Raw genomic sequence first — 13,222 nt, forward strand, 5'->3', positions numbered from 1 at the left:
TACGCATCTTTCTCGGAACATTTCAAAACTGTTAAGGTGTAAACTTAGGAACCGCCGTATACCGAACGGTACGTACGGTGGTGTGGAAGGTCGGCTACTCAACTAATGAGTAACCTCCTATCCGATTAAAAATTCTCGGGAGGCTTCCGCACGTCACTGTTAAGAAAACTGAATTGACCACCCTGGTCGAAGATGTTATGCTAAATTCGACCAGAGTGGTCTAAAGTATGTGAGGGGAGGGATTCCTTTGTTGGAACGCTTTGAGGCACTGGAGGAAACAAAACGAAAGCGTATTTTGGAGGCGGCTTTTCATGAGTTTGCTGAGCATGGCTATGAGCAGGCATCGACGAACCGGATCGTGAAAGCTGCCGGGATCGGCAAGGGTATGCTCTTTTATTATTTTGAGAACAAAGAATCGCTTTATCATTATTTGATCGACTACGCGATTAAGATGTTGGATGAACACTATTTGAGTAAAATTGATTTGACGGAAACCGATTTTATCGAGCGGTTGAACAAAATGGCGATTCTCAAGTGGAAAGTCTTTGCCGAACATGAAAAGCTCGGTAACTTTATGGCGACAGTTGGTCTGAATATGGAAGAGCCGGCACTTCCACAACCGTTACGAAGCAAAATCGAAAACATGCAAGCATTTTTCGGGAAAGTGATGAACGACAATATTGATCATACGAAGTTTCGCGATGATGTTGATGTGCAAAAAGCGTTCGATTTGATCCGTTGGTCGATGGAAGGGTATCGGATTGAGCTAATGGAAAAATTTAAAGGGAGAAAGCTGACCGATATTGATATGGAACCGTATTGGCAAGACTATTACGAATACCTCGATATTTTAAAAGCCTGTTTTTACAAGAAAGGGGAATGATCATGAGTGTACTCGTTACGCAATCATTAACCAAACAATTTGGCAGCTTCACGGCATTAAAGGATGTATCGATTGATGTCAGGGAAGGCGAGGTGTACGGGTTTATCGGCCCGAATGGAGCAGGGAAATCAACGACAATCCGCATTTTGCTCGGCGCATTAAAAGCGTCAGGCGGAAGGGCTGAGATTTTCGGGAAGGACGTCTGGCAGGATGCACTTGAGATTCATAAGCGCTTGGCCTATGTACCTGGAGACGTCCATTTGTGGCCGAATTTAACAGGCGGTGAAGTAATTGATTTATTCGGCCGGATGCGCGGTTCCTATAATCAAAAGAGAAAAAATGAGCTGATTGAGTTGTTCAGCTTCGATCCGACGAAAAAGTGTCGGACGTACTCGAAGGGAAACCGGCAAAAGGTCGCGCTGATTTCGGCGTTTTCCTCGGAGGCCGATCTCTTCATTTTGGATGAACCGACGTCAGGGCTTGATCCGCTGATGGAGAGGGTGTTTCAGGAATGTGTCGCACAGGAAAAAGCCCAGGGAAAGAGCATCCTTCTTTCCAGCCATATTTTGTCGGAGGTAGAGCGGCTTTGTGATCGTGTCGGAATCATTCGTGAAGGAGAAATGATTGAAACGGGCACGCTGGAAGAGCTGCGCCATTTAACGCGGACGAATTTGACGGTCAGAACGAAGGAGCCTCTTACCGGGCTGACGGAGCTGAAAGGCGTTCATGATGTCGAGCAGGAGGACGGCACCGTTCATCTTCAAGTAGATGGAGAAGAGCTCGATCTGGTGATGAAGCATATTAGCGGCTATGGAATCGTCAAACTGGAAAGTGGACCGCCGACATTGGAGGATTTATTTATGCGTCACTATGAAGGGGGAGGTGCTGAAAGATGACGGCTTTTCACCACATGGCAGCGATGGTCCGCTTTATTGTCCGCCAGGATCGTCTGCGTCTGTTCATCTGGATGATGAGCCTTGTCGCAGCAAGTGTCGCGACGGCGTCCTCTTTTACGAGCCTGTATGCGTCGGATGAAGAAAGACAGGCGATGGCGCTGACGGTAGATAACCCGGCGATGACGGCGATGCTCGGACCGGGCTATGGTCTTGATCATTATACGGAAGCGGCGATGATGGCGCATCAAATGCTGATGCTGACAGCAGTCGTTGTCGCGGTGATGAACATTTTGCTCATAACAAGGCATACGCGGGCGCCGGAAGAAGACGGTCGGCTGGAAATGCTGCGTTCCCTGCCGTTCGGCAAGCTTTCACCGCTCGGCGCGGCAATGATTGTCATGACGGGAGCCAATCTTCTTCTTGCGCTGTTGACGGCTTTCGGCCTTTACGCGCTTGGGATTGACAGTCTCGATTTGCAAGGATCGTTGCTCTATGGAGCCGTCCTTGGCGGGGTCGGACTCTTTTTCGCGACAGTGACGGCGGTGTTCGCCCAGCTTTCGGAGAGCGCGAGAGGAACGCTCGGCTTCTCCTTTGCGGCTCTCGGTCTTGCCTACTTCCTGCGCGCGATTGGCGATGTATCGAGTGAGGCGCTTTCCTGGCTGTCTCCGCTTGGCTGGGCAGTCAGAACGAAAACCTATGTCGAGAATGAGTGGGGCCCTCTGCTGCTATTGATCGCCGCTGGAGTCTTGCTTTTTGCTATCGCTCTGCGCTTGCAGCTGGTGCGTGACTTGGATGCCGGGTTTATGCCGGCGCGGGCCGGAAAAAAAGAGGCTTCCGCTTTCCTGCAGGGTCCTCTTGCTCTGGCGATCCGTCTGCAACGGACGACGATGATTTCCTGGCTTGTGGCGATGGCCCTGTTGGGTGCGTCCTATGGCTCAGTTCTCGGCGATCTGGAGACGTTTTTTTCGTCCAATGAAATGATGGCAGACATGTTTGCCTCGGCAGAAGGTGTTTCCATGACGGAGCAGTTCATTTCGATGATTATTATGGTGCTGACGATGGCAGCGGCGATCCCGGCCTTGCTTGTCATCTTTAAGTTAAAGGCGGAAGAGCGTAAACAACGCAATGAGCATGTGCTGGCAAGAGCAGTGGCGCGGGGACGCCAGCTTGGCAGCTACGCCGGCCTTGCGCTTGCCGTCAGCATCAGTATGGCCGTCATAGCCGCGCTGGCGCTCGGGCTGACAGGAGCGGCCGTCATGGATGAGCAGATCGATGTAGGCCGGTTTGTTGGTGCGGCGCTTGCTTATGTGCCGGCACTGTTTGTCATTGTAGGTCTTGGAGCCTTTTTTGTCGGCGTCTTCCCGCAGGCAAGTGTCTTCGCCTGGCTCTATTTAGTTTTTTCCTTTATTGCAAATTACTTTGGCGAGCTGTTTCAGTTTCCGAGCTGGCTCATGCAGCTGACGCCGTTCGGACATGTGCCGCAGCTGCCGATGGATGAATTCAACTATGCTCCTGCGGGAGTGCTTCTTCTCGTAGCGACAGGATTATTCGCTCTCGCTTTCTTAGGGTACCGGCGTCGTGATATTCAAGGTTGAGAAAGACCAGGGTGTGTCAGCTTTTGCTGGCCGGCCCTGGTTTTTATTTTACAGAAGGAGGTTCTGTATCTTTAGTCCCTCCGTTTTTGAGGGGGAGAACCATCGACTGCTCAATATAAGGTCATATTACCTGCTAAGAATCTGGACTTTAGGCCAATTGTGTAATAATTTAAAAAAGAAAGGATAATGGTGATCAGATCATCGTAAGGGAACTAGCAGGGCCTGTTAAAAGTCGGTTGCAGAGAGTTCATATGTTGATGGCGGGGTAGAGACCACGGATAAGGCTGTTAGGCGAAAACTCTTTTTCAGCGGGAGGCTTGTGACTATGATCAAGATCATCGTGTTGGACGACGAACGAGTGGCTTTGCGACAGATGAAAAAGGTGCTGCAAATATTCAGCAACGTCCAGATTTGCGGACTATTCACCGATCCGGATGAGTTTTTACAGGCTGTGCGGACGGAGCGAGTCGATCTCGTTTTGATCGATATGGTGATGCCTGATGCGAATGGTCTTGCTGTCGCCAGAACCGCTCAGTCTCTTCGACCGGACATTTCCGTTGTATTTGTGACGGCCTATGAAAAATATGCGGCTGAGGCTTTTGAGATTGAGGCGCTGGACTACGTGCTGAAGCCGCTTGATGGAAAGCGGCTTGGCCGAACGCTACAACGTTTTCTACGGAGACAGGAGACATTACGTGATGGACAACGGAAAGGACGAAATGCGATCTCGGTCAACTGCTTCGGCCGTTTGGTGATCGTGACGGAACAGGGAAAGGTGAGGTTTATCAACGCCAAGGCGGAAGAACTGTTTGCCTATCTGGCTCATCACGCTGGAGGGCCGGTCAATAAAGCGAAAATCATCGAAGCGCTATGGCCGAATCGTGACGTGGTGCGGGCCCAGGCGAATTTATACAGTACGGTCTATCAATTGCGCAAAGACCTGGAAGCGTATGGATTACGAGCTGTCATCAGCCAATCGCGGAGCAGCGGCGGGAGCTATCAGCTGAATTTACCACATGCCGAAAGCGATATGGATCTCTTTGAGCAAGCCTATCAAACATGGAAGAATGGTCAGCTTGACCAATCGTTGGTTGAGAGAGCGATTGAGCACTATCATGGCGGCTATCTCCACGAGCATGATTATCGCTGGGCACTGTCCCGCCAGCAGGAGCTTGAAGTACGCTATGCCGAGCTGTTAGAAGCGCTCGTGACCGAATATGTACGAAATGGGCGCTTGTACCAGGCGCTGCCCTTGCTGCAAAAGTGGGCTGATTTGTTTCCGTACAGCGAGCATGTCCATGCGAAAATGATCGCTTTGTTTCTATTACTGAAACAGCCTGAGCAAGCGAGAGCGTATTATTATAAAGTCAGTAACGAGACATATTCGGTTGAATTAGGATATGAGTTTGGCCGTTCATTTGAGCAAATAGCGGCGAATCCGGCCGCCCTGTTTGACACATTTGGCGGTTTGGCATAGCAGCAGATAAAAGAGAAAGAAGAGCCCATTCAAGGAGCCACTCCCGCTTCCTTGGACGGGCTCAAAACTTCTACGGTTTTGTTTTTAGTTTGGAACGAGTTTTGAATTGTTATGATAAACACTATCGGAAAAATAGAACTCGACAGGTGTGGGGGAAGAAATTTCATGGGGAGGGATGTCTGGGGCGTTAACAAAAATGGATGTGTTTTTCTAACGTTTGATGTTGGCATGATTTTACTATTTTAAAGAGCGCAAGGGGTAATAGCGGTATGGAACGTATCTTGATTTGTGATGATTCTCGTTTTATCCGATCAGTATTGAAAGATATTTTTGTAAAGCTAGGTCATACCGTCATCGATGAAGTGTCCAACGGAGCAGAAGCGATTCAGGCGTATGAATACTACCAGCCTTCATTAGTCACGCTCGATCTTGAAATGCCGGGAATCGACGGCATTCGGGCTCTCCAACTGCTGGTAACATCTTTTCCTAAGGCGAAAGTGATTATCATTAGTGGGAATCGAAACAAAGAGCTTCTTTTTGAATCGTTACGGAGCGGGGCCAAATACTACATTTCGAAACCGGTTACAGAGGATAAAATCATTGATGCTTTTCGAAAGTTAAATATATCGACGTCTTAAAGTGGTAGGACACGTAAGAAGCGATGAGCGGCACGAGCACAAAGGAAAAAAAGCTACCTTGAAAGGTTTTTCCGACCTTCAGGTAGCTTTTTTGTGCGTTTTGGATGGCGAGGACTGATCATCAGGCCTTCGTTAGGGTGTTGGAATAGCAAGTTAGCTATCCAGTATGGAGCCACTCTCCCTCGTTAAGATGTTAGGTAAGAGAAGCGTTTCCTATCAACCGGAGAGATTGTTTTTCGGCAGAAATAAGGTGAACGCGGTTTCTTCTTTCGGCTGACTCGTCATGCGGACATATCCGTTGTGCGCGTTTGCCACTTCTTGAACGATTGCCAAGCCAAGCCCGAACCCTTCCCCGCCACGTCCTTTCGCCCCGCGATAAAATCTTTCAAAGATCAGCTTCTGCTTTTCCGCATCAATTCCGGGACCGCGATCGGCCACTGTAATGGTGACATGGTTTTCCTCTTGCTTCAGAAATATGCCCAGATACCGGCCCTCACCTCCGTATTGAATCGCGTTTTCGATCAGGTTGTGCACGGCTCTTTCTAGCAAGGAGGCGTCGTATGCTGACAAGAGGGGTTCCTCAGGAATATGAATATCGAAGTCGATTCCTTTTTCTTCGACAATGGGGATGTAAGAGGCGGCAATAAGCCTGATCGTTTCTCCTATATCCTGCCGTACAAACCGGATATGCTGTTTGTACTTGTCGATTTGAGCGATTTCCAGCAATTTCTGCAACAGATCATCCATGTATTTCGCTCGTCGGAGCAGGTTGGTTGTATACTTTTGCTGCTCTGCCGGATTTTTCAGGAGATGCTTGTCCAGGCTTTCGGCATACCCGATGATCATCGTCAACGGTGTGCGCAAATCATGGGAGACATCGGCAATGAGCGACTTGCGCTTCGCATCCAACTCTTCGATCCGGGCGACATTAGCGCGAATGCGGTTGGCCATCTCATTGAAGCTGCGGGTCAGCTGGCCGATTTCATCGCTGGATTGGCTTTCAATGAGCAGGGGGGCGTCATTCGTATCGAATGTTTTCATAGCATGGTTCAGTGCTGTCAGCCGGCGGTTTAACCTGAGGAAAAAGATCAGAGCGAATACATAAGGCGTCAAAATGAAGAGAGCCACGGGCAAAAGCAGTTGACCGAACTGCGCGTAATCTTGTATGTACACGAAAATCTGGCTGCCCTGCATGGCGTCATTAGCTAAGGTCATTACTAGAAATTGCTGCTCTTCTCCTGCCTGCCAATCAAACAGCAAAGCGATCTGCTCTCCTTCCTCCCACAAATAAGCAGGCATATTTACAAAGAGGTTCATTAATTCATTTATGTCATAATCAACGTTGCGACCATCCGTGGCGTAGCGCAATTGTCCATCTGCCCGCAGCCAGGCCAGTTCAATCGCAGGGTGTGAGCGATGAAAGTCATCAAGTAACTCTACTGTCCGCCCGGCTTCAGCCTCGCTCTGTTCAGCTTGACGGGCCAGTTCCTGACCGAACGCATTCAGGCTTTGGTGAGTATAGCCCTGGTTGAAAAGCCAGCCAATCACAGCAGCAATGCCAATCAGCAGCAACAGGGAGGTCAAAGAGCTGGAAAAAAGCAGCAGCCACAGTTTACCCCTGAGGTTCATGACGGCTCTTCCATGAAGCGGTAGCCTAGGCCGCGAATGGTTTGAATATACTGCGGTTCTGCCGGATTATCTTCTATCTTTTTCCTTAAATAATTCACATAAACTTTGACCGGGTTATTGTCACCGTGATCGAGCTTCCAAACTTGGCGAAGAATTTCCCGGGGCGTGAATACTTTGCCCGGATTTTGCAGGAAAAGCTCCAGAAGTGCTGCTTCTATGGGAGAAAGATAGGTTTTCTTCGCCCGCTTCTGAATGTACGAACCTTCTACATCAAATATCGCCTCCCCAAGCTTGAACCGCTTGATTCGTAAGGCGGGATTGCTTCTGCGCAAAATGGCCTGGATACGTGCGATTAATTCGCCGGGACTGAATGGCTTCGTGACGTAATCATCCGCACCGAGACCGAGAGTTTCGATCTTGTCCGCTTCCAGCTGCCTGGCACTCAGCACGATCACCGGGGTTTTTAAGCCGTGTTGCGTCAAATGATTCAGGACCTCCCAGCCATCCATATGCTCCATCATCAGGTCCAATACGATCAAGTCGATGGATGAGCGCTCCAGAACGGACAGGGCCTGCTGACCCGATTCGGCCTCAATAACCTGCATACCGGCATTTTCCAAATGAAGCTTCAGAATGTCCCTGATTTCCTCTTCGTTATCGACGACCAATATGTTTTGAGATGTCATGGACGACGCACCTCCGTTCTGCTGTGCTTTTTTTCATTATACTCGTTTCAGAACGTTTGCTACACGCTTGGCTCATTCTTTAACCAAGCTTTAACATTGGGCCTCACAAGCAGTACCAAAATGAACACGTTCAAATAAGGGAAGAGCCTTCAGGACTGGACAGAGCATGGGCGTGAATAGGAAGAAAAGGCGTGGGCATGTAGTAAAGGCTCTTCGGGTAGGATATTTTGTCCGGATGAAGCGGCGACGATGTTGGTAGAATAAAAAGCGAGCGGCGCTAGAAATCTGCACAAGGGTAAAGAGAAATTATAATTGGGGACCGCATAAATCGTGATATTCGAGCGTTTATGCGGTCTCATTTGATTGAGCGATTTCTGATCCGAATGGCGTTAGCGCTGTGCCGACTCTCTGTATGCTTGCAGCCATTCCGGATGACGAGGTAGTAGTTTCGTGAAGGAATGAAGCAATTCGAAGCCCTCCTTACGATTATTTTGAGCGAAGTGATTTTTCATCGTTTCATAGTCTTCCGGTCTAAACATTTTCATGATTTCATTGATATCGTCCTTCGGGCTTGATGGAATCGAGACTTTCTCCGCATCCCGCATGATCACGTCGAGCTGTCGTCCCTCATGGCTAATGTCCAGCAAGTCGTGGGGTTCTCTTAATACCGGTAATGTTTTTCCAGTGTGCAAGGCCGTCTGTTTTTGCTGGCCGCGGTGATCAAATAGCGTCGGATATGGGGTGTGCTGGTTACTTACTTTCATTTCAGTGACCTCCTCGTCATTTCGTAATAACGGCGTTTTGCATTGATAAGAAAGTATAAAATGTTTCGAGATGGTTGGTGGCAAGAGAAAAGCTGCCTTTGGCGTTTGCTCTTTGTGAAACATCAGTACATCTAATATCGGCATTTGAAACCGTTTGCTTTAATCATCGGTATACTTGCTAGTTGAAGGAAAAATCGATCACCGCTTGCTTAAAAAATTAGAGTCGCCCAGGCTTTTGCAGTGGCGGCAATGAATATCCTCCACTTTGATGGTAAAAGGTCCGGGGTATGACCAGGTTGTGGCCGCATTCTTAGTGCGCTGTTGCCTTATTGTATGCTGCCTGTTTCTTTCTAGTCGTTCATGCTCAGCGCCTTTGGCTGGTTTCAAGAAGCGGATGTATTGTAAACTGGACGAAAAAGGCATGGTGTCTTGCTCATAAAGGAGATCTTGTAATGTCGCGTTTGATTTATGTCCTGATTGTTGTTGTGTTTATTGATACATTTATTCAGCTTCCGATCATCTCTCCTTATGCCGTCAGCGTGGGAGCGGGGGATGTGCTGGTGGGAGCCATTGTCGCTGTTTATTCATTGGCGAATATGGCCGGCAATGTGATCGGCGGTCATTGGATTGACCGGCTCGGCTACAAAAAAATGCTCGCCTTCGGGATGGTCACTGTCGGGCTTGTGCTGCTGCTTTATCCTCTGGCGCAAACCGGAGAGCAGCTGTTTGTCATCCGCTTTCTCCATGGCCTCGCCGGCGGGGTTCTGATTCCGGCCGCGTTCGCGTTGATTGGAGAACGTTCCGGCGCTGGACGGAAAGGGAAAACGATGGCCTTTGCCGGCGCGGCCATCGGCATTGCGGCGATTACCGGGCCGGCGATTGGCGGGGCGCTTGCTTCACGGGGCGAATATAGCGCGGTTTTCTTTTTTACGGCAGGTTTGTTTTTTGTCGCTTTATTGGTTTGTTTTCCGTCTATTCCGCAGCAGGCCACGGCTGCTGAGCGCAGTAAGGTGAAGTGGCAGGACGTATGGCTGCTGATGAAGCAGCTTCCTTTGCTGCAGGCGTCTATGGCCGCGTTCGCGCTGATGGTCAGTAACGGGACGCTTGCCTATGCCTTGCCATTAAAAGTCGGGGAAATTGATTTTACGACGGCGACAACCGGAATGCTGCTCAGTCTTTATGGCATAACGGCGCTCGTTGTGTTTGTTACACCGCTTAACAGAATCTATGAGTGGTTTCGCGCCTGGAAGCTTGTAGTTACAGGTCTCGTTCTAATTGCGCTCTCGTTGACCATCATTCATTTCGTTCTTCAGATCGAGTGGCTCGTGCTCGCGATGCTCATTTATGGGACAGGCTTTTCCCTCGTTTTTCCGTCGATGAACCAAATGGTGGCCGATGCCTCGACGGCGGTCAACCGCGGGAAGGCATACGGGATTTTTTATGCGTTCTTTTCACTTGGCGTCGTTGCCGGTTCATTTCTGTCCGGCTTCGCGCGGGAACAGTTTGGCGCGCCATTTTTGTTCAGTGCGCTGCTGATGCTTTCGTGTACGGCGCTTCTCGTTTTGTTTTCGTTTCGTGAAAAGACCGGCGATTAAAAGGAGAGACGGGAGCCCGCTTGCAAAAAAACGGCAGGTGGTTCCCTGCTGCCCCGCTGGAAAAAGCAATGAGCTATTTTTCTCTTTGTCGATACAATGCAATTGATTTGTAGTTTTGCGAAAGAATCTCAATCATTTCCTGCTGGCGTTTGTCGCGCGTTTTTTGCTGTCTGGCCGAAAAGATGTGACGGGCCCAGTCTTTTTGGTAGCCAGGAGTTAAACTTTGGTAGAAAGCAAGCTCCTTTGGGTGAGCGGCTAATAAGGCTTCCACGTCTTTTACATGCTGCTCATAATCGGCGACTTGCTGGCTTGGCGCCGTTGTTTTTTTAGCCTTCTTTTTCTCGCGCTTTAATCCGATGACGGTGAACGTCTCATCCATGCTGACCATGCGCGAAAACTTCAAGTCGCTCCCGGCGACATACCCGTCTTCGTCAACGTTCATCGCCGGGAAAATCTCATCCCGGTGAATCGAAGTACTGTAGCGTTTATTTCCTTTTTTCGGATAGGCGAAAAACAGATAGCCTTTTTCGGCTAACGCTTGTCTGGCGATCACCTGCTCCGTATAGGAGATCATTTCAGCCAGCGTTTCGATAAAAATGAAAATCGCGTCATGATGTTCAGCTAACGTCGAGGGCTGATGAGGAAACAGCTCGTAATCCGCCGGCTCGTTAATCACCGCTAAATGGCTATATTTATGTAAACTGAGCTTTTCAATAATGGACATTTCCGCGGCCTCCTTTTAGGCAATTGATACGTTCTTTGCCTCATTATAGCGGGAAGAAAACAGGCTGTCATCTCGAGGTTTTCTACCGGATTACCACTTGCGCCTCCCGTAACGTGATCCATTATGATAAAGATAGTCAAGAAGAAAGGGGGAAGGACATGAATGATGCGACTTATACGATCAGTGAATTTGCTCAGCGTACAGGGCTGACGGTCAGGACGCTGCGTTTCTATGAGGAAATGGAGCTATTGGTGCCGAATAAGTACAATCAGGCCGGCTACCGTCTTTACGGCTTGGATGAGCTGGCGACGCTTCAGCATATTCAGACGTTAAAGTTCATTGGCTATTCGCTGCAGGAGATTCAACGGCTCCTGAAGGAGGAAGCTCCGGCGCCGCACTCGTTTGAAAGCTCATTATCACTTCAGCACCGGCTGTTAACGGAAAAGCGGACAGAACTGGAGAGGGCGATTGAGGCGATAGAAAGGGTACAGCATTTATTAAAGCAGGGCCATGCGCCAAACTGGGCGATGATCAGCTCGTTTTTGTACAGTATTAAGCATGAAGAAGAGCATAAGGAATGGATGAAGGAATACTTTTCCGAGGAATTGGTCGCGCAGATGTACGATCTGACGAAGGAGGAATGGCTTCATCTCGACCATGAATGGATGCAGCTGTTACAGAAAATTAAAGTGCTTGTTCAGCGAAAGATCTCACCGGAATCGAAGGAAGCGAAAGCGGCACTGATCGGGCTAACGGAGCTCGTTTTCAAGTATGCCGACGAAGAGGAGTTTTCAAAGCAGCTAATCGAGCAACAGGAAAGAATCCTGAACGACATGGATCATTTCCGCTTTCCGAATGTTTTTACGCAAGAGGAGGAGGCATTTTTGCACGAGGCAGCCAAGGCGCTCGAAGCAGAAGGGAAGAATGAGGGAAGCACGGACTAACGGCTTGCTGTTTGCCTGTCTGGTCGTGCTATAGTAAGAGTAAAAAGAGGATAGGACGGCGATAAATGATGAAGAAGACATGCTCATGGCCGAACGGCAATCCGTTGATGCAGGCGTACCACGATGAGGAGTGGTGCGTCCCCTCCTATGATGACCGTTATATTTTTGAGCTTTTGACACTTGAAGGGGCGCAGGCCGGATTATCGTGGCAGATTGTGCTTTCAAAGCGTGCTGGCTATCAGGAAGCCTTTCAGCACTTCGATATTGCTTATTGTGCAGAGCTGACGGACGCCGATTTACAGACGATTAAAGAGCAGTATCATGTGATTAAGCATCTTGCCAAGCTCGAGTCAGTCCGGACTAACGCGCGGGCGATTTTGAACATACAGGAGGAGTTCGGCAGCTTTTCTGATTTCTTATGGCGTTATGTGGACGGGACGCCGATTATCAATCATTGGGAAAACGAAGGAGAGATCCCCGCCCAAACGGCTTTATCAAAGCAGATTAGCACGGATCTAAAGAAGCGGAATTTCAAATTCGTCGGTCCTGTTACAACCTACTCGTTTATGCAGGCGATTGGCCTCGTTGATGACCATATTCGGATGTGTGCGTTTCATACGGCGAATCGGGTGAGAGCGAAGTGACCTTTTACTCGTAAAAAGGAGGCGGAGATAAAAGGGGAAAAAATTTTTAAAATGATAAGAAAGTAGAAATTTTTCGGCTTGTTGAGGAAGGGCGTCGGCTTCGCGCGTTACGCGGATGGCTGAAAAAAGCCCGTTTTCAGCCATTCTTAAACGATTGTAACAGCTCCGCACAACGCTTCTAAGAAAAGCCGCTGTGCGGTTTTTTTAGTTTGATTGCTTTTGTAAGGCGTCTCTGATTTCACGCAGGAGGACGACCTGCTCGTCTTCTTTTTCAATTACTTCCTCGGCGGCTTTTTTCACAAAGCGGTCTCTTGTGATTTTGTTAAAAGCTTTCACGAAAATAAACAGGGCCGCTGCAATAATGAGAAAATCGATAATAGCCTGAATGAAAACGCCGTACGTAATGCCGTGATAGGCCCATTCTGAAGTGAAATCCGTATTGCCGAAAATCAAGGCGATTGACGGCATAATGATGTTTTCCACCAGGGCGTTGACAATGCTTGTAAACGCTCCCGCTATGACGACCGCCACTGCTAAATCCAACACATTGCCTCTCATAATAAATTCCTTAAATTCTTTCCACATATTTCTTCTCCTTTTTTATGTATATAGACTCCATTGTAAATGAACGATCTTAAATTAAAGATGATTTCTTTTGAAGGGAATGTCAACTCTGTTTGTCGAAAACAGATCTTTTTTACGATGCTTTTGTCGATAGATGTAGAATTTGTGTTTGAAAATTAGGAA

13 protein-coding genes are annotated in these 13,222 nt (G+C 48.7%); 8 read left to right on the plus strand and 5 right to left on the minus strand.

Going from position 1 to position 13,222, the window contains the following annotated elements:
• Positions 1–247 precede the first annotated feature (247 nt).
• The 5 genes from M3202_RS20155 to M3202_RS20175 all read left to right on the plus strand — a co-directional run bounded on the left by M3202_RS20155 (position 248) and on the right by M3202_RS20175 (position 5,489).
• Positions 248–883 (plus strand): TetR/AcrR family transcriptional regulator, encoded by a 636-nt coding sequence (locus M3202_RS20155; protein ID WP_251225020.1) that lies wholly within the window; start codon positions 248–250, stop codon positions 881–883.
• 2 nt (positions 884–885) lie between these two features.
• Positions 886–1,779: an ABC transporter ATP-binding protein gene (locus M3202_RS20160; RefSeq protein WP_251225021.1), complete on the plus strand. Its 894-nt coding sequence runs from the start codon at positions 886–888 to the stop codon at positions 1,777–1,779.
• Positions 1,776–3,374: an ABC transporter permease gene (locus tag M3202_RS20165; RefSeq protein ID WP_251225022.1), complete on the plus strand. Its 1,599-nt coding sequence runs from the start codon at positions 1,776–1,778 to the stop codon at positions 3,372–3,374. The genes M3202_RS20160 and M3202_RS20165 overlap by 4 nt, the downstream gene beginning before the upstream one ends.
• 325 nt (positions 3,375–3,699) lie before the next feature.
• A complete protein-coding gene (locus M3202_RS20170; RefSeq protein WP_251225023.1) occupies positions 3,700–4,851 on the plus strand; it encodes a response regulator in 1,152 nt (383 codons plus the stop codon).
• 269 nt (positions 4,852–5,120) lie between these two features.
• Entirely contained in the window at positions 5,121–5,489 is a 369-nt protein-coding gene (locus tag M3202_RS20175) for a response regulator (protein ID WP_251225024.1), read from the plus strand.
• A gap of 216 nt (positions 5,490–5,705) precedes the next feature.
• Here the strand turns inward: M3202_RS20175 and M3202_RS20180 are convergent, their stop codons facing one another.
• From M3202_RS20180 to M3202_RS20190, 3 genes are all read right to left on the minus strand, one after another.
• Positions 5,706–7,118: a HAMP domain-containing sensor histidine kinase gene (locus M3202_RS20180; RefSeq protein WP_251225025.1), complete on the minus strand. Its 1,413-nt coding sequence runs from the start codon at positions 7,116–7,118 to the stop codon at positions 5,706–5,708.
• The gene (locus M3202_RS20185; protein ID WP_251225026.1) at positions 7,115–7,804 is read right to left on the minus strand and encodes a response regulator transcription factor; all 690 of its coding nucleotides are present in this window, start codon (positions 7,802–7,804) and stop codon (positions 7,115–7,117) included. The genes M3202_RS20180 and M3202_RS20185 overlap by 4 nt, the downstream gene beginning before the upstream one ends.
• A gap of 389 nt (positions 7,805–8,193) precedes the next feature.
• Positions 8,194–8,568: a hypothetical protein gene (locus M3202_RS20190; protein ID WP_251225027.1), complete on the minus strand. Its 375-nt coding sequence runs from the start codon at positions 8,566–8,568 to the stop codon at positions 8,194–8,196.
• Positions 8,569–9,020: 452 nt separating this feature from the next.
• On the opposite strand from M3202_RS20190, the gene M3202_RS20195 reads away from it, so the two are divergent.
• Complete coding sequence (locus M3202_RS20195; RefSeq protein ID WP_251225028.1) at positions 9,021–10,163, plus strand: MFS transporter; 1,143 nt, start codon at positions 9,021–9,023, stop codon at positions 10,161–10,163.
• 73 nt (positions 10,164–10,236) lie between these two features.
• On the opposite strand, the gene M3202_RS20200 is transcribed toward M3202_RS20195, so the two are convergent.
• The gene (locus tag M3202_RS20200) at positions 10,237–10,887 is read right to left on the minus strand and encodes a YdeI/OmpD-associated family protein (protein WP_251225029.1); all 651 of its coding nucleotides are present in this window, start codon (positions 10,885–10,887) and stop codon (positions 10,237–10,239) included.
• Between the two features lie 158 nt (positions 10,888–11,045).
• Between M3202_RS20200 and M3202_RS20205 the strand changes: the two genes are divergently transcribed.
• A complete protein-coding gene (locus M3202_RS20205) occupies positions 11,046–11,831 on the plus strand; it encodes a MerR family transcriptional regulator (protein ID WP_251225030.1) in 786 nt (261 codons plus the stop codon).
• 68 nt (positions 11,832–11,899) lie between these two features.
• Positions 11,900–12,475 carry a DNA-3-methyladenine glycosylase I gene (locus M3202_RS20210; RefSeq protein ID WP_251225050.1) on the plus strand — a complete coding sequence of 192 codons (576 nt, stop codon included), beginning with the start codon at positions 11,900–11,902 and terminating at the stop codon, positions 12,473–12,475.
• Between the two features lie 204 nt (positions 12,476–12,679).
• Here the strand turns inward: M3202_RS20210 and mscL are convergent, their stop codons facing one another.
• Complete coding sequence (gene mscL, locus M3202_RS20215) at positions 12,680–13,060, minus strand: large conductance mechanosensitive channel protein MscL (protein ID WP_251225031.1); 381 nt, start codon at positions 13,058–13,060, stop codon at positions 12,680–12,682.
• Positions 13,061–13,222 lie beyond the last annotated feature (162 nt).

The organism is Halalkalibacter oceani, assembly GCF_023715605.1.
Lineage (GTDB): Bacteria > Bacillota > Bacilli > Bacillales > Bacillaceae_D > Halalkalibacter > Halalkalibacter oceani.